The following is a 21,258-nucleotide window of genomic DNA, read 5'->3' as shown; positions in this document are numbered from 1 at the left end:
TCTCATTAGAAGAAGATGATTGACTCATGATTTATTTTGAAACTCTTTTGAGTCTCTCTCATTGGCTGTCCTTGTTGTTTAGTTTTCAAAGATCAGGAATTTTTGTTTTGACCCGTTTGGGCCGGAATTAAATCATAGCATTTTCAACTTGCGTTGTCAACACTTTTTTAACCGACTAGCACTGAGTGTTAACTCTTTGCCCCTTGGTTTCTTGATTCTCTTCGGCTGTTTTGGCCGGAGTTGTATCTTAGCATTTCCAACTCTCGTTGTCAATAACTAATTTCGAACTTGTTGTTTGATTTCGGCCTGTTTTTTAGCCGGATGCATATATTAGCATCTTCAACTTAGGTTGTCAACACTTTTTTTATTATATTGCGAGATCCTTATAGCCATTATCTTTTTGGAATACTACTTTCGCAGGGAACCCTAACCTGACATTTCCCACAACCATATCTCGGCTGAAACATTTCCTTAGTTTTATCAACAAATTCCGAACATCTTAAATGATTTTTACCCGTTTCAAGAGATATAGCACTAGCCGGGCAATTTTTTACACAGGCACCACACATAGAACAATTCTCGTAAATGTTATCTGATACACGCGGATCCGGCGATAACTCTAACTCCGTAACAATACTTCCTATCCTCCCGGCAATTCCTTTTTCAGTTATAAAGCCTTTTGAAAGTCCGAAAGTTCCGAGTCCACATACATAGGCAATATGTCGTTCTGACCAATTACTTGTATATATTGCTCCCTCTCCACCCGGAATAGATTGTTGAGCACTTTTATTACCCGCGTTTGCCCAAAATCTTTCATCCAGAGATGGTGAAAGACTTTTATAACCAGCTTTTATCAACAAAGCACATATATGTTGACAGAGCTTTACAACAAACGCCTGGCCTTCTATTCTGCCATGCAGCCATTCCTCCGAGGGCCATACCCCTTCCCTGCTGTTACCCTTCTTCACGACATCAGTAAAGGGTAAAAAAAAGGAAATCACTGTTTTAGCCTTCGGCAACCATTGTTGCGGTGCCAGAAAGTGTGGTCCTATAACCGATGGTTCGATTAATTTCTCGAAGTATGGGTCAATAGCCGAACCAAAGCCTAAAATCGGATTTTCAAAAATCCTCATGCCAACAACTGCTTCGCTTAGCGCAATCCCCTCGGGTATTTTATTTTGTTCAGACTCTTCCACAAAACTATTCGCTATTTTTAGAATTTCTAGTTTATCCAACGCCCTCCACCCCTTATATCCCATTTAATACAGGAACATCTCTTTATTCCATTTTAATCCACCCAGACCCTGCTTACAATAACTTCTCACAATATGCCAAGAAGGCAAGGGGGCATACATCGCCCCCCCCCGACAAATTCTTATGCCGTATTTGAACAGGTAGAACCCGAACTGAAGATTGACACCTATATCGGCAGACGATATAATTCAATATAGTATCGGCAGCCGATATAACAAAGTTATTAAGTTTAGTTTAGGAGATCAAATAATATGCCTGAAAGTACAGAACGTGGTGCTCTTACAGAAGCTGTTTATTATATCCTTTTAGCACTACATTCTCCCATGCACGGTTATGGGATTATGCAGTACGTCAAAGAACTTAGCAACGATCGCGTAAATCTTGGACCGGGAACTCTCTATGGAGCTATCAATACCCTAATCGAAAAGGGGTGGATTAAAGCCTTGTCTACTCCTGAAAATAGCAGAAAAAAGGAATACGAAATTACTCTAAAGGGCCGAGAAACACTGCTCTTGGAAATAGAACGTTTAGAGGAACTACTAGCCCATGGTAATAAAATTGCTAGGAGGGATGCCTGATGAAATATCGGACTTTTAAATTCTTTGTAGACTTTGAAAAAGAAGAGAAATGGCTGAATCAAATGGCAGCTAAAGGTTACAACTTTATAGATTTCAGTCTTCCTGGCCGTTATTTATTCGAAACAGGTAACCCTGGGGAATACATCTATCGAATAGAATTACTGAAGCATCTGCCAAACTCTCCAGAGAGTAAAGACTATATCGAATTTCTGGAAGATACCGGAGGCGAGCTGGTATCAAGCCATTTTCGCTGGGCTTGGTTTCGCAGAAAATCCGCAGATGGTCCCTTTCACTTATTCACAGATTATTCCTCCCAAATTAAACATTATCAAAGAATTATTTGGTTTATTGGTATTGTTGGTATTATTAATCTTGTTATTGGATTTTACAATCTGTGCTATGGCCTTCTTCTAACAGGCCCAGATTACGGTTTCTTCTTCAATGCCTATTTAGCGCCTATTAGCTTCTTAATAGCTTTCTTCTGTCTTAAAGTCACAACTTCCTATTATTTCAACCTAAAAAAGTTACAGAAGGAAAGCCAAATTCACGAATAACTATGTCAAGAGATGGAATACCGAGCTTCTTTCTCTTTAATCCGACGATAAAGTTCTTCATTGACAGGAGTCGGTACACCATATTTTTTTCCCAATTCCAATACTGCCCCGGAGAATAAATCCACCTCGCTGAAACGTTTCGCCTCCATATCTTGGCGCATTGAAGGTTTGCCTTCCGGGCACAGTGGATCTAAAACATTCAGCCAATATTTTAAGTCCAGCTCTGTCAGATTAGTACCTTCCTTTTCTGACAGAACCATGACCTCCCTCATTGCTGCAATCATTGTATCTCTAGCCGCACCCTCTTTTTGAATTTCCCCATAATTGCTCTCATAGACGGCAACTGTTTGGTTCACACCTACATTGAGCATGAATTTACCCCAGATTCGCTTATTCATATCCGTAACTGCTTCAAAAGGGACAGCCATGCTTTCAAAAAAGCGTGCAACTTCCCGAACCCGCTCTGAGATAACCCCTGGTTCTCCCTCACCAAAGACCAGCATCCCCATGTGATCATAATTTGCTCGATTCCCAACTTTAACAGCATCCATCCCTTGTGCTACACAATAGAGGATTTTGTCCATTCCATAAGTCTGTCCAATAATCCTTTCACTTGTGATTCCATTCAGTGCGGATAAAATGATGGTATGTTCCCCTACCTGATTCTTGACTGCTTTAATAGCATCATTAAGTCCACTGTATTTAACTGCAAAAATAATAAGATCCGCTGGTTCTTCTACGTCCTCGGGTGCTAGATAATTGAACTCGCAGCGCTCACCATTGCAAAAAACAGAATCACTTTGATACCGTCGGATTCTTTCTTGGTCAGCAATAATTCTCAAAGCTCCTTTGGGCATACTTTTGGTCAAATGATGTCCATATAAAATCCCTAATGCCCCTAAGCCAATAATACATACTTTCTTTATCGCCATAATACCTTTACCTCTCTAACATTTTTAATGACCTCAATAATATTAGCGTGCCAAATCCATTCGAATTGCCGTCTTCTTTCATGCCGATAATCATTTTTAAAATCGATATATTTGCTGTAATATTTACATGATAACTATACCTTTTTCATATAGCATTGACAACGATTAGGGCTTGTTTAGAAGATTCTAAGACCTATCCTTAATAGTGTCGTTGATATTTAAAACACCCTTGGTAACTCAGAAACTTACCAAGGGTGTCAATATAAGAAAAACTCTCTAAAGTGATATAGATATAGTAAGGAATCAGATAGTTACAATCTTTGTCGCGATATTCCCACTGAATGTCTTATCGTGCTCCACAAACAAAATAGTCGGTTGGTATTCAAGCAACAGTTCTTCGATCTGTATACGAGAAATTACATCTATAAAGTTGAGGGGTTCATCCCATATATATAGATGAGCTTGTTCGCAGAGGCTTTTGGCAATCAGCACTTTTTTCTTTTGACCGCCGCTAAACGTCAACATATCCTTTTCAAATTGAATTCTGGAAAAGGCCAGCTTTCTTAAAATAGATTTAAAAAGGCTTTCATCAATGGTGTTGTCTCTGGCATAGTCTGTTAAATTACCATGGAGCTGTGAAGTATCCTGTGAAACAAAGGATATTTGAAGCTGACTCCCTTTCCTGAAGGTGCCAGTATAGTTTATAGCCTCGCCACAAATAAGTTTAAGAATACTTGATTTTCCTGAGCCGTTTTTACCGGTCAGGGCTATTCGGTCACCTTGCTCGATCGTGAAGCTTATATCGTTACAAATCATTGTTTCTCCATAAGAAATTGAAACTGCTTCAAGTTCGACAAGTTGATTCTTATGATAAGCAAGTTGAGAAATCTTCAGGCTGTCGGCTTCTTCAATATTTTTAAGGAGTTTAGACTTTTCAGCAATGGCTGACTGCTGTCTGCTTTCGATTGACTTGGAGCGTTTCATCATCTTAGCAGCCTTATGACCAACGTAACCCTTATCCAGCTTTGACCCGGAATTTGTTGTACCATTTTTAGTCTTTTCCACTTCCTGTGACCAGTTGTTCGTTCGTTTGGCCGAATTCGATAAGCGATTAATATCTTTTTTAAGCTTTTCATTTTCGGCAAGTTCAAAACTATCCTGCCTCTTTTTATTGTTCCACCAACTTGAAAAGTTACCTTTTTGAATTTCGATATCAGCCTTATTAATGGAAAGAATATGGTCAACACAGTTATCCAGGAATGCCCTGTCGTGGGATACCAGTATGAAGCCACTTTTTGTCTTGAGATAGTCGCTGACAAGTTTTCGGGCCTTCATATCCAGGTGATTAGTGGGCTCATCAATCAATAGAAAACTATTCTCTTTGAGAAATAAAGCAGCAAGCAACACTTTCGTTTGTTCACCCAAGGATAAGGAAGCAAAAGGACGATATAAGACCTCCTCGGAAACTTCCAGCAACGAAAATTCCCGCATTAATTTCCAGTGCAGGTGGTCTGAAAAAACGTCGTTGATTACATCAAGGGTATTTATTTCCTTGTTTTTAACCTTAAAAGGAAAATATTCAAAGCTGACACTAGCCGAAATCTTACCGCTATATTCAAAGTTACCCAGCAATAACTTAAGAAATGTCGTCTTACCTCTACCATTTCTTCCGGTAAACCCTAATTTCCAATCTGTGTCTATTTGAAAGCTCACGTTTTCAAAAATGTTATCGTAGCTGCCATCGTAAGCAAAGGTCAGATTTGTTACATTTATTAGTCCCATAATTTTGTCCTCCTGTGCAAAAAATAAGAGCTGCAAGAAAGCACTTCTTACAGCTCTTAAATACACAGCTAAGCCAGACCCCTATCAGGGATATGGTAAGGATGTATCTTTTGAGTGAAAAGAGTTAGTAACTTTCTTGCCTAAGCACAACAAAACAAGCCGTTTCTGACTGTCCAGATTATGCTTTGTAATTAGCAAGAAAAATTACGCATCTTTCCATCTCCAATCTCTAGTTGATTTTTTCATTTTACTATACACCCTAAAAAAATACAACTGTATCATAGGGAGCATTAATCTCCTATAGGAAACCACATTTTAAAGCAATGCAGATTTTTGTAAGGAGCCATAGACACTCTTTGTCAGGATGCCTGCACCAATCGTTCCTACGAAGGTAGTTAGGCTGGAGGATAAAAGTGCGATCTTCCAGTCAAGATGAAAGACATAGATTAATCCAACCATAACGCAAAGGTTGCCAGAAACAGCAGTCCCGAGCATTGCCCATATGTGGTGGCTTAATTTCTCCATGGATAATCTTCCGGAAATTAATGAGTAGACAATGGATCCGATAACATTGGCGAATAGGAAGAAAAAGCCCAGGGGCGAATAGCCTGTTGCCATGGCTACTACGGCTTCCACTACTCCAGCGATAATACCCGCCGGTTGTCTGTACATTAAGACAATCAGACCGGTAAAGAAGGCCCAGCATGTGCCATTAAGTAGTAAGAGGGTTGGGTCCAATATTGCGTCAATACGTCCTGTAACCTGCATCATGATCAACATGACGATTCCTATGATGACTGAGCCTACAAGTGCCTTTGTGTCAGTTCTAAATAATTTTTCATTCATTTTTTCTCCCCCTAAAATTATTCTAATTTATATTAATGGCAAGATCCTGCTTGTCAGGCTGATGATTATTACCATTAACATCCCAGAAATTAAAACAACATCGTAGGTTCTAAGCTCCAGACTCGAGGTAAACGTACGGGTTTTAGTTCGTCCGTAGCCTCTTAACTCCATGGCCAAGGCAGTTTCAGTGGCGCGTCGAACTGAGCGATATAAAAATGGCAGAAAGGTTGGAAAAATACCTTTGAGATTGTCCCAAGCACTTTCCATTTTGAGACCCCGAGCACGTTGGCTATCAATTATGGAAATATATTCAGCTTTCATGAGTGGGAGGAAGCGAACACTTAGTCCTACCAACATAGCAAATCGGTAAGGAACCTTGAATTTTATCAGCATCAAGGTAAATTCTTGAGGTGAGGAAGAGGTGAAAAAATGCATACTTGCTAAAACAATAATGCTAGCCTTGAGTATACCGGTGATTGCTAGTGGCAGGGCTTGACTGTATATTTTCAGAATTCCCCATTGGTAGATTAGGACGCCTTCCCGACAAAAGATAAGCTGTACGACCAGTATCTGAAGTCCCAAAAGGAATAAAATCACAATCATGGCTTTATACCGCTTTAAGGAGCCCGTCAAGATTAGCGAGGCCATAACCTCCACTATTAAAACAATACTTAACTGAGCGGCAGTCCCAATAATCAGTGAAAAATTGATCATCAGAACATACCAAGCCAGCTTTGTCCGGGGATCAAGCTTGGAGAAACCCATCTTCAACCTCCCTGAAAGAAATAGGGTTATGAAAATTCAAACCAATGGCTTTAAGTGTATCAAGATGTTGATCAAGATCTCTTCTCGATATATCAAGTTGAATACGATGATTATGCAGAGCGACTAGCCTGTTGGAATAGTCTTTTGCCATGGTCAAGTCGTGGGATATAAGTAGGATTGTGCGACCACTTTTTGATAAGTGAAGGAGTTTGTCCATGATCATATACCCTTGGTTTTCGTCGAGACCTGAAGTTGGTTCGTCGGCAATAATGAACTCCGGATCACTGACGAGGATGGAGGCCAAGGCTAAAAGCTGGCGCTGACCACGGCTTAAGCGATGAGGGTGTATTGTTTTATAATCCAGTAGTCCCACGAACTTGAGGGACTCATCAATCTTTTGTACTATTACTTCATTTTGTTCCCCCCTTAACTTCAGAGAAAATCCGACTTCTTCTTCTACGGTGCTTGCAAAGATCTGATAGTCAGGGTTTTGAAACAGAAATCCCACCTGGGAACGGATCTCTGCCAGTTTCCCTTTATTCAAAGGCTGGTTAAACACTTTAATCTCGCCTTTTGAGGGCTTCAATAGACCGATAAGCAGCTTAGCTAAGGTCGATTTTCCGGAACCGTTTAAACCTATAACCGATAAAAAATCGCCCTTGTAGATTTGCAAATTAATATCTTCACAACCCAGTAAATTGTTTTTGTACAGGTAGGTGACATTCGTAATTTTAGCAATAATTTCGTTGGGCCTACTTTGATCCTTGTTGGAGGTGGAGAGGTGTTTTATCCTTCCTCTTCGATACATCATTTGCTCCATGTAGTATGCTTCTGGTAAATACTCTTTAACAATTTCACCTGCTTGAATATAGAGGACTCTGTTGGCATAGTTGAGGACTTCTTCTATTCGATCCATAACTAAAACAATGGTTAAATTCTGAGTTTTATTCAACTGACCTAACCGCTTATAAAGCTCATTGCGGCCTTGTGGATCAAGTTCAGCTGTGGGTTGGTCTAAAATTAAAATTGGGGTATTGAGGGCTAAAACACCAGCCAGAACGACTCGTTGGGCTTGCCCACCTGAAAGAGCAGCTGTTTGTCGGCTTTCATAGCCCGGTAAACCAACAAGTTGCAAGGCGGTTTTAACTCTCTGGTCCATTTGCTCTAAGGTGATTTCCAGATTGCCGAGGCCAAATGCAATATCCTCGTAGACATCTAAACTAATAATTTGATTTTGGGGCTCCTGCATCATGTATCCCACATAATTTGACATTCTATTAAGAGGGATATACTTAATATCTTGCCCCATGATTGTGACTTTTCCCGTTAAGTCCGCGTCATGATAGTGAGGGATTGCTCCTGTTATAGTATGTAGTAAAATTGATTTTCCTGAAGCTACTCCTCCGGCAATGACGATGAAATCTCCCCTATTAATCTTAAAATTTATGTTTTTTAGTGCTGGTTTTTCTTCATGCGGAAAGACTAGTTTTTCAATTTTAATATTTGCAATCGTTTCCATAACAACTCCTAAAGTTTAAATTAAAAAAAGTCCCAGCTTAATAAGCTAGAACTTTACCTTTGTCCTTTTGCAATATTTCATAGGCAGGTTTCCTGACTTATAGACTAGAATGTACGCCTTCCCAGTTACCCAGTGGCAAATGTACATTTTCAACATCTACTTACAGTGGTGGGTCCGTCCAGGATTATTAACCTGGTTCCCTATTATCCCTTGCGGGCACCTATTCAATAATGTATTTTATTAAATTTATGATAGAATAATTTGATTAGTTTGTCAACAGGAGTTTGTAAAAACCACTTTATATTTAACCGTTCTTTTTGCTTGATGGATTTAGAATAACCTCTGTAATTAGGCCCAATAGATCTCTATAGGTTAAATAATCGGCCATACCGAACTAGATGATAAATCATTCTCTTGATTCTTTTTTGTTATTTGGGTTAAGGATTTGGCCAAGCGCTGGACGCTTTCCAGGATAACCCCTTCATTATGAGCGGTAAAACAAAGGCGAAGTTCCTTATCCTGGGTGGGCATTGTATGGAATGCTTCTCCTGGCACAAAAGAAATTCGGTTCTTGGCTGCTTCATGGAGGAGTCGCTGGGAAGTGCCCGCTTGTTTTAACTTACACCAAAAGTAACACCCACCCTCGGGTACAGTGAATTCAAGATCGTTTGCACACAAACGCTGGAGGGCTTTAGCCATAGTATTTCGGCGTTTTTTATATTCTCTGCGCACAGTGTCCAGATGCTGAGCCAACTTTCCCTCATTTAAGAACAGCGTCACCAGCCATTGGGCAATATTGTTAGAATGGAGGTCTATATACTGTTTTTCCAAGGCAAGGCGGTTAATCAAAACAGGCGGTCCTGCCAGATAGCCGGTGCGTAAGCCGGGGAAGAGAATTTTGGAGAACGTCCCTAAATAAACAACTCCTCCGTAAGTATCTAAAGCTTTCAGAGCCTGAGGGGGCTTTTGGTCATAATACAGTTCGCTATAGGGATCGTCTTCTACGATAACAAGCCGATGCCGTTTAGCCAGGTTTATCAAATCTTGGCGCTCCTGCTCCGGCATAACCCTTCCGGTGGGATTTTGATAGGTCGGTATACTATAAAACAATTTTGGCCGATAGCGAATTATAAAGTCCTCCAACAGCTCTAATGATAATTTCCCCGAACAGGGTAGACTTAAAACTCTGGCCCCTGCGGCCTGAAACACCTGTATAGCCCCGATGAAGGTTGGCCCTTCCATTACAACATAGTCACCTGGTTCTAACAACACTTTGCTAAGCAAGTATAATCCTTGTTGTGACCCGGAGAGAGTTAGGATGTTCTCTGTGGAAGTCGAGATGCCCTTTTCACTCAACATTGCCGCAATTGCTTTTCTCAAGGGGGTATATCCTTCTGTAGGGATATGTCCAAAATCGGCAAGGTTAGCAGTTGCAATATTCCGGTTAAATAACTCTGTAAAGATGTCCAAAGGATAAAGAGCAGGATCAGCCATGCCTGCCGCCAGAGAAATAGTTCCTGTGGCAGGAGTAGAGACTAAATCTCTCAGAATTGATGCTAAAGGGTTTTGAGGATAGGCCGTAAACAGTTGGGGCCAGGGAACTTCGGACGAAGACTCAACATTAAGAGTTTGGGCTACATAAGTTCCGCTGCCTACTTTAGTCCAGACTAATCCCAGCTGCTCCAACTTACGATAAGCATTTATAGCGGTGGTACGACTGACTGAAAAGAGGTCAGCTAATTCTCGCTCAGGGGGCAGCTTTGTTCCTGCAGGCAGGATTTCCTTGTGTATTTTGTCAGCAATCAGTAAGGCAATTTGCAGATAGAGAGGTTGCTTATCCGAGGGATCCAACTCTGCGCTATTTAGGTGTTTGGATATGTCCACTTCTCACTCCCCCTTATTATATATCCAATTTTAATTATATCCTTACAATTGGATATTTACAATGTTTTAGGCAATCGTTAAGATTGAGTAAATGTTTAAGGTAGGTGGAGTAATCGTGCAGCAATCAAGCCTCATCTCAAGAAAGAACCAATTTGCCGAAGAAGTGGGGATCGCACTTCGAGAGTGTACACCTGTTGTCCTCGGGGTAGTTCCCTTTGGGATTACCTGCGGAATAATGGGCCTTACAGCCCAACTGTCAGGATTCGAAACTATTCTAATGTCGGTCTTAGTTTTCGCCGGGGCGTCACAATTTATCGGCATTACCATGTTAGGCGCAGGTATAACCGGTTGGGGAATTATTGTACTGACCACCTTACTGGTAAACTTACGCCACTTAATCATGGGATCATCCTTGGCACCCTATATGATTAAACTGCCCCTTCCCCTTCAAGCATTTATGGCCTTTTTTTTGACCGATGAAGCCTATGCCCTGACCATTAGCAGAATTCCCAAAACCGGATACAGCGTGCTCTATCAAGTAACCGTAAGCACAACTCTTTATCTGGTTTGGGTTCTAGCTACTGTAGCCGGGGTATTCTTAGGCAGCTACATATCCGACCCCTTAACTTGGGGGCTAGATTTTGCCATGCCGGCAACCTTTCTGGTATTACTGATCCCGATGTTGGCAAGCCGTATCAGTCTTATTGTATTCGGAATTGCTGGAGTAGTCTCGGTATTCGGGGCCCTGTATCTACCCGGCAAGTGGTATATTATAGTCGCCTGCCTTACAGCCAGTTTAATCGGCGGTTTATTGGAAGGAGAAAGCAATCATGCGAAGTGAAGTTCTGGTCATTATTATTGGGATGACTTTAGTTACTTACTTTACCAGATTTGGAGCTCTAGCTTTATTCCGCTTTACAGGGATACCGACCTGGTTAAATAGATGGTTAAAGTATGTCCCAGTTGCTATCTTGACGGCCTTAATTATACCGTCGTTACTTTTACCTCAAGGATATTTGGATATCAGCTTAAACAACCACTACTTAATTGCCGGCATAACCGCTGCTTTTGTAGCTTATAAGAGCCGTAATATCATTGCCACCTTGGGACTCGGAATGTCTGTAATGCTTATCTTGAAATTATTGTAGATACCTGAATATCAATCCAATAAAAAAAACACCCTTATAGTTGCTTCTGCAAATTCTTAAGGGCATTATGAAAAACCACTTTCCTGGCATGGCCAATTATCAGAACTTGCCTGGTAAGATGTTTAGGGCCCGTTCATTCTTATGAACAGGCTCTTTTTGTGTTTATTACCTTTTTGAGTTAGTTCAGCTTAAGTTTAGGGATTTTGGTGAGGGCATTCTCTGACCAAAAGAACACGCAGATACTGTTATTTATAATTCTTAACTAGAGCCAGTAAATACTTCGACTTCATTTGTTCACTAGCCATAATCTGCTTGGTAAGAGGCATTTTTAAGATAGCTCCCAGGATTGCGGCCATAGCTCTGTGACTGTAATGAGCCTGGTTATCGAAAATCAGGTTTTGAAGTTTCCCTTGTTCAATACTCATCAACACAATTCGGTGAACGGAATTTATAGGGGTAATAACTCGTTTGTTCCGATGCTTAAGAGTAATTGACCCACGATTACAGGCTCTGACACAAACGCCGCAGCCCAGGCATACTTCTTCGTCTATAACTGCCCGCTTTATAACTTTATGGTTCCCCGTCTCCTGACTAACCACCTTTAAGGCTCCAACTGGGCAAGCCAAGACACACTTGCCACAGCCATTGCATTTGTCGTTCCTAATTTCAGGCAAGAAATTAGTAGTATTGATTGAATTTAAAGTTCCAAATCTCTTAATAGCCAGCAGGGCTTCGCAGCAACATCCGCAACAATTACAAATAAAGGGTAAACCCTCTTGTTCATTTTCTCCGATTTGAACCAGATTGTGATCGTAAGCCTTTTCAAGCAAGCTCATACATTCAGAAACACTGACCTCCCGGGCATGACCATACTTAATAAGGCTTGAAGCCGTAGTCCCAAAGGTCATGCAGATATCCATAGGAGCATTACAAGCTTTGCCGAGATGGCTCATTTTATGCCTGCAATAACACATACCAATTCCTATACTTGATGCTTGTTTTATAACATTGCTGGTTCGTTCGTAATCCAGGATATGTAAATTGTTCACTGCGCTTAACGCTTGTTCGTTTACAAAGATTCTTCCCAGCTTTGTTTCAGTTACAAATAAATCCCGGACGAAATCCTCTTCAACATTTAAGTATTGGTAAAATAGTTCGGAAAGCAACTTCTGGTCCAGGTCTGCTCTAATGCGCATCAAGGAAAACTCAAAGAAACCTGCCATTGGAGGCGGCAAAACGAAAGTTCTGTCCCCATCTGTGCCTTCAATATCTATCAATAAAGCGCGGGAAGCCAGTTCGGTAAGTATCTTTTCAGTGTCTTCTCTACTCATTCTTAAAGCTGCGCTGGCAGTTTGAATTGAGAAAGGTTTTATGGGTAAAGCCGACATAACCCTGGCTTCTTTTTCATTCATTAAGACACTAAGGATCTTAAATAAATAATCGGAAGGCGGAGCTCCTTGAGGAAATTGATTAAGTCGTTCACTCAATTGCTGGAATCCTGATTTAATACTTCTATGTGCCATAGCTCTCCTTATTTTAAAGGTTTTAAGATAATTATTTGTTAATACCATAATTGTTCCATGTTTCTATATCTATTTTTGACTAAGATCTGTTTAGATAGACTATACTCAAATTCTATTTACCATATTCCAGACTAATGCTGACGATAGTCCGCTTGTGAATATTAATTTTTGAAAGGCTCAAAATCTTATGCTATTATGAAAAAGCGGTCAGGCGGTCTGACCGTTAGGTCATTCTTTTTATTCCTTAAAAAAGAATTATTGGAGGTTGAGCCATGCAAATTCTCGTGTGTATTAAACAAGTTCCAGGGACCTCAAAGATAGACGTGGATCCAATTACAGGCGTTTTAAAGCGAGACGGAGTCGATTCTAAAATGAATCCTTACGATTTATTTGCTATAGAAACAGCACTAAGACTTAAAGAACAAAAAGGCGGAACCATTAAGGTCATAAGTATGGGACCACCTCAAGCTAAAGAAGTCATTAAAGAAGCCTTTATGATGGGTGCCGACGAAGGTGTATTGGTTTCGGATCGTAAGTTTGCAGGGGCAGATGTACTGGCAACCTCTTATGCTATTTCCCAAGGAGTTCGCCAACTGGGCAACCTGGACCTAATCCTTTGCGGTAAACAAACAACCGATGGAGATACTGCCCAAGTGGGACCCGAAATGGCTGAATACCTGGGTATTCCTCATATCGCCAATGTCTTAAAAATCATTGAAGTTAAAGAGTCCTCCATCCTTGTGGAAATGGATATGGCCAATACTATAGAAATGGCCGAAATTCAATTCCCTTGTCTCTTAACTGTGGAAAAAGACATTTTTCAGCCCCGACTTCCCTCCTACAAGAAAAAGCTTAGTACGAAGGATCGTGAAATCAAGACGATTACCTTCAACGATCTTGAAGATAAAAATGAAAAAAGATATGGACTTAGTGGTTCGCCAACTCAGGTCGAACGAATCTTCCCCCCTTCGGTTAATTCTGACCGAGAAACTTGGACAGGTACCGGAGCAGAGCTTAGTTCTCAAATAACCGATAAACTCAAACAATTAAAGTTCATTTAAGGGGGAGAATTCATGAGTAAGTTAATTTGTCACCAAGAAAAATTAAACGAATCCATTATTCAAGCCTTAGTGGAGGTTTGTCCATTTAATGCTCTCGAAGCAAAGAATGGAACCCTGGAAATCACTGCTGCCTGTAAAATGTGCAAAATCTGTGTTAAAAAGGGACCCAAAGGTGTCATGGAATTTGTCGAAGAAGTGTCCACCACTGTTGATAAAGATTTATGGAAGGGTATCGGAGTCTACGTTGACCATGTTGAAGGGGAAATACATCCCGTAACCTATGAGCTGATCGGCAAAGCCAAGGAACTTGCGGCAGTGGTCAATTTCCCGGTATATTGTGTATTTATTGGCAATGACATTAAAGATAAAGCTCAAGAGTTGCTTTATTATGGCGTCGACGAAGTCTTTGTCTACGATTATGAAGAATTAAACCATTTTCGTATCGAGCCCTATACCGCTGCCTTCGAAGATTTTATTCAGAAAATGAAACCCTCCTCCTTACTCGTCGGAGCCACAACCATTGGACGCTCTTTAGCGCCCAGGGTAGCGGCAAGATTCCAAACTGGCTTAACTGCTGATTGCACAACCCTCGAAATGAAGGAAAATACTGACTTGGTTCAAATCAGACCTGCTTTTGGCGGCAACATTATGGCTCAAATTATTTGTCCTAATACCAGGCCTCAAATGGCGACGGTAAGATATAAAGTTATGGATGCTCCTGAAAAACAGTGTGAGCCAAAGGGTAAGATAACACTCTGTGAATTAGATCCAAGCAAACTAGTATCTGCTATTAAAGTTTTAAAAGTAACCCGCAAAGAGATCGAAGAAAACATCTCTGATGCAGAAGTCATTATTGCTGTAGGCAGAGCTTTAAAGTCCGAGAAAGACATGGCTATGATCCAGGAATTAGCCCAATTGTTAGGTGCTCAAATAGCAGGTACTCGACCCTTAGTGGAAGCCGGTTGGATTAATGCAAAGCAACAAATAGGTTTATCCGGCAGAACCGTTAAGCCTAAACTGATCATAACCCTGGGAATTTCGGGCGCTGTTCAATTCGCTGCGGGAATGAACAGCTCAGAACAAATCTTTGCGATTAATAAAGACCCTCATGCCTCAATTTTTAATATCGCTCATTATGGAATTATCGGAGACATTTATGAAGTCGTTCCTCAACTAATCGAAGATATCAAAAGCTCTAGACCTCTGGCTTGCGCCCGTTAATCTCGGTGAGTGGAGTCGTGAATCAGATAGAAAATCGTGGAGGGGATTAGATGAATAACTATAAAACGCTGGATGCTAAAGATAGAGAGTTTTTAGTTTCGCTTTTAGGTGAAGAGCGAGTTTATACCGGAGAAGCTATTAGTGATGATTTTAGCCATGATGAATTAGGGGGAATAAGCCGACTACCTGACGTTTTAGTGGATGTTCTGTCCACGGATGAAGTTTCAAAAATCATGAGCTATGCCAATGAAAATAACATTCCAGTGGTAGCCAGAGGATCAGGCACCGGACTTGTTGGCGCATCAGTTCCAATCTTTGGCGGGATCATGCTGAATATGTGCGGCATGAATAAGATCCTGGAACTGGATGAAGAAAATCTAACCCTTACCCTAGAACCGGGAGTACTATTAATGGAAATCAGTAAATATGTAGAGGAACATGATTTGTTCTATCCCCCAGACCCTGGCGAAAAATCCGCCACCATCGCCGGTAATATTAATACCAACGCCGGCGGCATGAGAGCTGTAAAGTATGGCGTAACCAGAGATTATATCCGCGGGCTAGAAGTTGTTCTTCCTACAGGCAAGGTGATTAATGTGGGAGGAAAGGTCGTTAAGAACTCTTCCGGTTACAGTGTGAAAGACTTAATCTGCGGTTCCGAAGGAACTCTGGGTATTGTCACTAAGGTGATCTTAAAGCTTATTCCACTGCCAAAGAAGGCTATTTCCCTCTTAATCCCCTTTCCCGATCTGGACAGCGCCATTAGTACGGTTCCTAAAATTATTAAATCAAAATCCATTCCTACAGCCATTGAATTTATGCAGAGAGAAGTCATTCTTGCTGCTGAAGAATTTCTCGGCAAAAAATTTCCCGATAACTCCTCTGACGCCTATCTCTTGTTGACCTTCGATGGCAACAGCACAGAAGAACTGGAGAAAGATTATGAGAAGGTGGCGAATATCTGCCTTGCCGAAGGGGCTCTTGATGCCTTTATCATCGACACGGATGAACGGAAAGAAGCTGTTTGGTCTGCCCGTGGCGCTTTCTTAGAGGCAGTAAAAGCCTCTACCACGGACATGGACGAATGTGACGTGGTTGTGCCCCGCAACCGGGTCGCTGAATTCATCAAGTACACCGATCTTCTTCAGGAACAGTTTAATGTTAGAATCCGAAGTTTCGGCCATGCCGGTGACGGCAATCTGCACGTCTATGTGTTAAAGGATGAGTTGTCGGAGGAGGCCTGGAAAATTAAACTGGCTGAAGTTTTTGAAGAAATGTATCGAAAGTCTCGTGAGCTCCATGGACTGGTATCAGGAGAACATGGTATTGGCTATGCCAAAAAAGGTTATATGTTCGATCAATATGAACCAGACTATGTCGAGCTTATGAGAAACATTAAGTTAGCCTTTGACCCTAAAAACATTCTCAATCCAGGTAAAGTCTGCGAGTAAAAGCAACGTTCAGCAAAATAAGAACCACCCACTAAAAAAGCCTAAAGTTTGCCGGAAATTCTCCGCAAGCTTTAGGCTTTTTATCTTCTTTCCCATCCAATATCAAGCAGTGATATTAAAGACCATAACGAACTGTCTGCACATTTAAGTTAGCTTTTCACCTTAAACTAAACCGGCCAAACTTAATTTTTATCCCTTGATTGCAAAATTTCTCTTCATATTCTGTCATAATATTTCCTTGAAAATCACTCTGATGTAAATCATCCGTGATATATAGTCCAGTGAAGCCTTCCCCTTTAAAATACTCTAAGCTATCTATAAAGAGTTTTTCATCATCCGTCTTAAACCAAATTTCCGATCCTTTTTTTAAAATGGTTTGATACTGTCTAAGCAGATTAGGATGAGTTAACCTTCTCTTGTGATGCCTTCTGTTAGGCCAGGGATTGCAGAAGTTAATGTAGAGTTTCTCGATTTCTCCCTGAGCAAAAATTCCCTCGATATTCTCAACATTTATTGGAATCAGTTTAAGATTCTTGAGCTGATTTTCATTAGCTTTTCTCAAGACATTAACCAGCAGTTCATAGTAGACATCAATGGCAATATAGTTAGTCGTGGTATTGGCACTTGCCAGTTCGTTAATAAACCGACCGCGACCACATCCCAATTCCAAATGGATTGGGTAATCATTACCAAATATGTCCTTCCACTTTCCTTTATACTCCCAAGGGCTAAAAATGACATTCTGATCGTTTTCCAATTCAGGCCTAGCCCAGGCTCTTTTTCTCAGTCGCATCTAAATTTTTCTCCTCTAAGTACCAATGATGTCTAATGATTATAGATTATAGATGATATTTGATACTACAGCCCTCTGTTAACACGGCAATCTAGAGCCCCTTTAGCCAGTGAATTAAGACAGTTGTTACATCCGATGCAGCGCACAACCTTTTTGTTGGCAGCCATTTTATTAGGCCACTGGGGATCGGCCAAGATCGCTCTGCCAACGGCTACTAAATCGCACTTACCCTCCTGAAGACTCACTTCCGCATCCAAAAGGTCAATTATCTTACCCACCCCAATGATCGGAAGATTAACATATTGTTTGATATAAGCGGCATGCTTGACAAAGGGGGCTTTCGGGTGATCTTTTGACGGTATTGAGCTGGAGGGCAAAGCGGCAATACCTACTAATTCCGGTTCAGGTACACCATAAGCTGAAATATGCAGGCCATCAGCTCCTGCAGCCCGGAAAATCTCACCCAGCTCAACTGCATCCCTATTCTTCAAACCATCTGCACTATCCTCATAGCCGTGGTAACGGACTATTACAGGAAAATCTTGACCCACCTTCTTTTTGATTGCTATAATAATTTCTTGTACAATCTTAGCACGTCCCTTATTGTCTCCTCCAAAAACGTCGATTCTATCATTGATTAGAGGCGATAAAAATGCACTTAAAAGATAAAAATGTGCTGCATGCAATTCTACACCGTCAAAGCCCGCTTCCCTCGCCCTTTTTGCTGCTTCAACAAAATCCTTAACCACACTAAGAATCTGATCCTGTGAAAGCCTTACTGTCGGATATTTGAAGAAAAAAGGCTTTTCTGACGCCGAGGATGGTTGAACACCATTAACACGTGGATTTGCTTTGGGGCCAGCGTGGCATAACTGCAGGAACACACGGGCACCCTGATTTTTTATAGCCTGAACAAGTTTTGCCATTCCGGGAATCTGATCGTCAGCCCAGGCACCTGCAGAGAACTTACTTAGTTTGGCTTGTGGGTTGACCACACCGGGCTCCACGATTATTAAACCAACTCCTCCTGAAGCACGCTGACGATAATACTCCACCATACGGTCGCTGACCTTACCTTCCTGGTCAGCAAAACCGGTAGTAATTGGGGGATAGACAATCCTGTTACGCAGTGGCACACCTGCGAAAGACGTTGAAGAATATAGTAAATTGGTCATCGGAAAAAACCCTCCCTTTCTGAATAACAATAAGGAATTGTTATAGTTGTGTCCCCCCTAAATATTTAACAGTTTTCGTATTCCTTATTATAAAAGGAACAAGCCTATAACTACTTGACACCAATAGTATGACCTAAGAACACGTCACTTTCTTATGATTAGTTTTGCTACTCAACTTTGCTTCATCATCTCTTCTTTAAGGAAGGTGTACTCACAAATGGCTAAAACATCAGTTTTTCTGCAAAAGTTCCCACATACTATTTTAGCTGTCCTTGGCGGATGTTTTGGCATCTTTATTTGTTTAAGTGATCTATTTCTACCAACTTCATTGCGTTTGAATTTGTTTGTATTCCTCACTGTCATCCTTATTATAACAGGACTGTTCCTAGGTTTAATACTTAAAAAGCTATTTTTTAATGCCTACCGAGACACTCTTACCGGATTAGGAAACAGGGGTATGTTTTATCATAGCCTTAAAAATGAAGTAAATCGGATAAAAGGTAAAGACTTATGCCTAGCGATGCTGGATCTGGATAATTTCAAGCAAATCAACGATACCTATGGTCACATTGCCGGAGATATTGTACTTAAGAAACTGGCTAAATTATTAGAACAAAATATCCGCAAATCAGATACCGTCGTTAGATGGGGTGGTGAGGAGTTTGCAATCATAATGCCGGCTACTAATCTGCCAGGGGCTTACGCCCTATTGGAGAGAATAAGAACAATTATTGAAACACATAACTTTGGCTCCGAGATAAACTCCAGACAAATTACCTTTAGTTCCGGTGTGGTCTCCTACTTAAATGTATCCAATGTATTGCAAAGGAAGACTAATGAGCTAAATCCCTTAGACCTCTTCGTTAACTTGGCTGACAAGGCTTTATACAAAGCTAAAGACTCAAAAAATACTGTCGTTACATGGAATGAGGAGCTTTGTGCGTAGATAATTCTTTATGTTAATAGAGTGACTTTTAATGGAATTTTAATTTTAAGCAAATTTCCCTTGAAGTTTTATAGGTTAGAATTTAGACATACTCAATGAAGCGTAACGATAAGCCTACAGGCTTTTCGCAAAGCCGTATTCTAATCAAAAACAAGGGGGACTTTATTATGACAACCTTAGAACAAGTAGAAAAACTATGTGCAATGGCTAAAATCAGCTACGAAGAGGCTAAAGCAGCCTTAGATGCAACAAACGGCGATTTACTGGAAGCTATTATCTATCTGGAGAAACAAGGAAAGATAACAGCGCCAACAGGAGAAGGTTTTTACAGTAGTGAAAAGAAACAATATCATGATTATGATGCCCATCATGCTCATCATCACTGTCACGATGGCAAACACTTTATTTCTGGGCTAAAGAAAATCAGCCGCTTTTGCATGAAAATGATTCGCAAGGGTAATACAAATTCTTTTGAAGTACTTAAGGGAGAGGAAATCAAAGCCTCCTTTCCAGTGATTGTACTTGCCCTGCTTCTGGTCTTTGCCTTCTGGGTCACTATTCCACTGATCGTAATCGGATTATTCTTTGGTCTGCGTTATCGCTTTAACGGGCCTGATCTTAAGCATAACCCGGTCAATGACGCAATGAACAGTGCGGCTGATGCAGCAGAAACCCTTAAGAAGTCTATCGAAATTTAAGAAATCTCCAGTCATGAACTCAAAGGATGCTGGCGCTGGAAGTCGTCTGCATCCTTTTCTTTTATGGATATTACTGCAAATACGACGGTTGCCGATCAAAGTCTGCTCCTTGGTACTTGCATAAACAACAAATAATAACTTACAATGTCCTTTATAGGAGTTGATATAGTTGATCAAGTTTTACAACCGGAAAAATAAATCCTACGAAATTGAGCAGGTGGCAGGAGAAAAGGTTTTAAACTGGACCTACTCTTCCCCACTGGGTATGAATCTCTTAGAAGCTGTTATTAAGAAAAAAATGTGTTCAAGCCTCTATGGTTGGTATCTAGATAGACGAATAAGTAAAAATAAAATTAATCCTTTTATTGAAAAGTTCAATATAGACATGTCTATTGCTGAAAAAAGCTCTCAAGATTACTTGTCCTTTAATGATTTCTTCTATCGGAAATTGAAGCCTACTGCACGTGTAATGGATTCTGATCGCAATTCATTGGTTTCACTGGGAGATGGGAAGCTTTTTGCCTATGAGGATATAGATTTAGAAAAACTTGTTCAGGTCAAAGGTCTTACCTACAGTCTTAAGGAGCTTATTAAAAACCCTCAAGTAGCTGAAAAATATCAGAAAGGCACCTGCTTGATTTTAAGGCTCTGCCCGACAGATTATCACCGTTATCATTTTATCGATAGCGGAACCTGTGAGGATACCAAGAAAATAAAAGGATCTTACTACTCAGTAAATCCCGTTGCTCTTCGAAAGGTTAAAAAACTTTTTTGTGAAAACAAAAGGGAATGGAGTACTTTCCATTCAGATAATTTTGGTGATGTCTTATATGTTGAGGTAGGGGCGACCTGTGTCGGATCCATTATTCAAACTTATACCCCTCAGCAGCCCCTAAAGCGCGGAGATGAAAAGGGCTATTTCAAATTTGGCGGATCGACTGTGATTCTATTCTTCCAGGCCAATAAAGTAAAAATTGACGAAGACATAGTTGAACAAACAAAGCTCGGATATGAGAGTTATGTGTTGCTGGGTGAACGAGTCGGCACGAAGATTTAATTGACTAAATCCTCTCAAGAAGTCCACAAGTCTCCCTAAATATTTTTTCCAAAGGGCAGTCTCAAAATAGA

General features: G+C 40.7%; 20 protein-coding genes and 1 riboswitch. Of the genes, 10 read left to right on the top strand and 10 right to left on the bottom strand.

Translation table 11 applies throughout. The annotated features are described in order from the left end of the window. Positions 1–392: 392 nt before the first annotated feature. Entirely contained in the window at positions 393–1,235 is an 843-nt protein-coding gene (locus DP73_RS14475) for a 4Fe-4S binding protein (RefSeq protein WP_034600439.1), read from the bottom strand. 270 nt (positions 1,236–1,505) lie between these two features. Here DP73_RS14475 and DP73_RS14470 point away from each other — a divergent pair, with 270 nt between their 5' ends. Together DP73_RS14470 and DP73_RS14465 are read left to right on the top strand one after the other, a co-directional pair. Then, positions 1,506–1,832 carry a helix-turn-helix transcriptional regulator gene (locus DP73_RS14470; protein ID WP_034600435.1) on the top strand — a complete coding sequence of 109 codons (327 nt, stop codon included), beginning with the start codon at positions 1,506–1,508 and terminating at the stop codon, positions 1,830–1,832. Then, the gene (locus DP73_RS14465) at positions 1,832–2,386 is read left to right on the top strand and encodes a DUF2812 domain-containing protein (RefSeq protein ID WP_034600434.1); all 555 of its coding nucleotides are present in this window, start codon (positions 1,832–1,834) and stop codon (positions 2,384–2,386) included. The genes DP73_RS14470 and DP73_RS14465 overlap by 1 nt, the downstream gene beginning before the upstream one ends. Before the next feature lie 5 nt (positions 2,387–2,391). Here DP73_RS14465 and DP73_RS14460 read toward each other — a convergent pair whose 3' ends face one another. From DP73_RS14460 to DP73_RS14435, 6 genes are all read right to left on the bottom strand, one after another. After that, positions 2,392–3,318 (bottom strand): ketopantoate reductase family protein, encoded by a 927-nt coding sequence (locus DP73_RS14460; RefSeq protein WP_034600433.1) that lies wholly within the window; start codon positions 3,316–3,318, stop codon positions 2,392–2,394. A 303-nt stretch (positions 3,319–3,621) separates the two neighbouring features. After that, positions 3,622–5,100, bottom strand: coding sequence for an Lsa family ABC-F type ribosomal protection protein (locus DP73_RS14455; protein ID WP_034600432.1), 1,479 nt, complete (start codon positions 5,098–5,100; stop codon positions 3,622–3,624). A 315-nt stretch (positions 5,101–5,415) separates the two neighbouring features. Continuing rightward, positions 5,416–5,946 carry a hypothetical protein gene (locus tag DP73_RS14450; protein ID WP_034600431.1) on the bottom strand — a complete coding sequence of 177 codons (531 nt, stop codon included), beginning with the start codon at positions 5,944–5,946 and terminating at the stop codon, positions 5,416–5,418. 27 nt (positions 5,947–5,973) lie between these two features. Then, on the bottom strand, positions 5,974–6,711 hold the full coding sequence (locus DP73_RS14445; protein WP_034600430.1) for an energy-coupling factor transporter transmembrane component T: 738 nt from the start codon (positions 6,709–6,711) through the stop codon (positions 5,974–5,976). Further along, positions 6,692–8,230: an ABC transporter ATP-binding protein gene (locus DP73_RS14440; protein WP_034600429.1), complete on the bottom strand. Its 1,539-nt coding sequence runs from the start codon at positions 8,228–8,230 to the stop codon at positions 6,692–6,694. The genes DP73_RS14445 and DP73_RS14440 overlap by 20 nt, the downstream gene beginning before the upstream one ends. Positions 8,231–8,294: 64 nt before the next feature. Then, positions 8,295–8,469: riboswitch (cobalamin riboswitch) on the bottom strand. 133 nt (positions 8,470–8,602) lie between these two features. Beyond that, positions 8,603–10,114: a PLP-dependent aminotransferase family protein gene (locus tag DP73_RS14435; protein WP_034600428.1), complete on the bottom strand. Its 1,512-nt coding sequence runs from the start codon at positions 10,112–10,114 to the stop codon at positions 8,603–8,605. 115 nt (positions 10,115–10,229) lie between these two features. On the opposite strand from DP73_RS14435, the gene DP73_RS14430 reads away from it, so the two are divergent. Both DP73_RS14430 and DP73_RS14425 read left to right on the top strand, forming a co-directional pair. Continuing rightward, a complete protein-coding gene (locus DP73_RS14430; RefSeq protein WP_081963057.1) occupies positions 10,230–10,955 on the top strand; it encodes an AzlC family ABC transporter permease in 726 nt (241 codons plus the stop codon). Beyond that, positions 10,945–11,262: an AzlD domain-containing protein gene (locus DP73_RS14425; protein ID WP_034600427.1), complete on the top strand. Its 318-nt coding sequence runs from the start codon at positions 10,945–10,947 to the stop codon at positions 11,260–11,262. The genes DP73_RS14430 and DP73_RS14425 overlap by 11 nt, the downstream gene beginning before the upstream one ends. 245 nt (positions 11,263–11,507) lie before the next feature. Here the strand turns inward: DP73_RS14425 and DP73_RS14420 are convergent, their stop codons facing one another. Then, a complete protein-coding gene (locus tag DP73_RS14420; RefSeq protein ID WP_034600426.1) occupies positions 11,508–12,785 on the bottom strand; it encodes a 4Fe-4S dicluster domain-containing protein in 1,278 nt (425 codons plus the stop codon). A 272-nt stretch (positions 12,786–13,057) separates the two neighbouring features. On the opposite strand from DP73_RS14420, the gene DP73_RS14415 reads away from it, so the two are divergent. Genes DP73_RS14415 through DP73_RS14405 form a run of 3 tightly spaced genes read left to right on the top strand, consistent with a single transcriptional unit; the run spans position 13,058 to position 16,518 of the window. Beyond that, on the top strand, positions 13,058–13,846 hold the full coding sequence (locus DP73_RS14415; RefSeq protein ID WP_034600425.1) for an electron transfer flavoprotein subunit beta/FixA family protein: 789 nt from the start codon (positions 13,058–13,060) through the stop codon (positions 13,844–13,846). A 12-nt stretch (positions 13,847–13,858) separates the two neighbouring features. Then, positions 13,859–15,067, top strand: a complete 1,209-nt coding sequence (locus tag DP73_RS14410; RefSeq protein WP_034600424.1) for an electron transfer flavoprotein subunit alpha/FixB family protein — start codon at positions 13,859–13,861, stop codon at positions 15,065–15,067. Positions 15,068–15,117: 50 nt separating this feature from the next. Beyond that, positions 15,118–16,518: an FAD-binding oxidoreductase gene (locus tag DP73_RS14405; protein ID WP_034600423.1), complete on the top strand. Its 1,401-nt coding sequence runs from the start codon at positions 15,118–15,120 to the stop codon at positions 16,516–16,518. A 157-nt stretch (positions 16,519–16,675) separates the two neighbouring features. On the opposite strand, the gene trmB is transcribed toward DP73_RS14405, so the two are convergent. Beyond that, entirely contained in the window at positions 16,676–17,311 is a 636-nt protein-coding gene (trmB, locus tag DP73_RS14400) for a tRNA (guanosine(46)-N7)-methyltransferase TrmB (RefSeq protein ID WP_034600422.1), read from the bottom strand. 65 nt (positions 17,312–17,376) lie between these two features. After that, the gene (locus DP73_RS14395; protein ID WP_052090694.1) at positions 17,377–18,486 is read right to left on the bottom strand and encodes an NADH:flavin oxidoreductase; all 1,110 of its coding nucleotides are present in this window, start codon (positions 18,484–18,486) and stop codon (positions 17,377–17,379) included. Positions 18,487–18,703: 217 nt separating this feature from the next. Here DP73_RS14395 and DP73_RS14390 point away from each other — a divergent pair, with 217 nt between their 5' ends. From DP73_RS14390 to DP73_RS14380, 3 genes are all read left to right on the top strand, one after another. Further along, positions 18,704–19,432, top strand: coding sequence for a GGDEF domain-containing protein (locus tag DP73_RS14390; protein ID WP_034600421.1), 729 nt, complete (start codon positions 18,704–18,706; stop codon positions 19,430–19,432). 167 nt (positions 19,433–19,599) lie between these two features. Then, positions 19,600–20,130 (top strand): ubiquitin, encoded by a 531-nt coding sequence (locus DP73_RS14385; RefSeq protein WP_081963056.1) that lies wholly within the window; start codon positions 19,600–19,602, stop codon positions 20,128–20,130. Positions 20,131–20,299: 169 nt separating this feature from the next. Further along, on the top strand, positions 20,300–21,187 hold the full coding sequence (locus DP73_RS14380) for a phosphatidylserine decarboxylase (protein WP_034600419.1): 888 nt from the start codon (positions 20,300–20,302) through the stop codon (positions 21,185–21,187). Positions 21,188–21,258: the final 71 nt, after the last annotated feature.

The sequence above is a fragment of the Desulfosporosinus sp. HMP52 genome, from assembly GCF_000765145.1.
Classification (GTDB): Bacteria; Bacillota; Desulfitobacteriia; order Desulfitobacteriales; family Desulfitobacteriaceae; genus Desulfosporosinus.
This window is presented reverse-complemented; position numbering and strand designations above follow the sequence as displayed.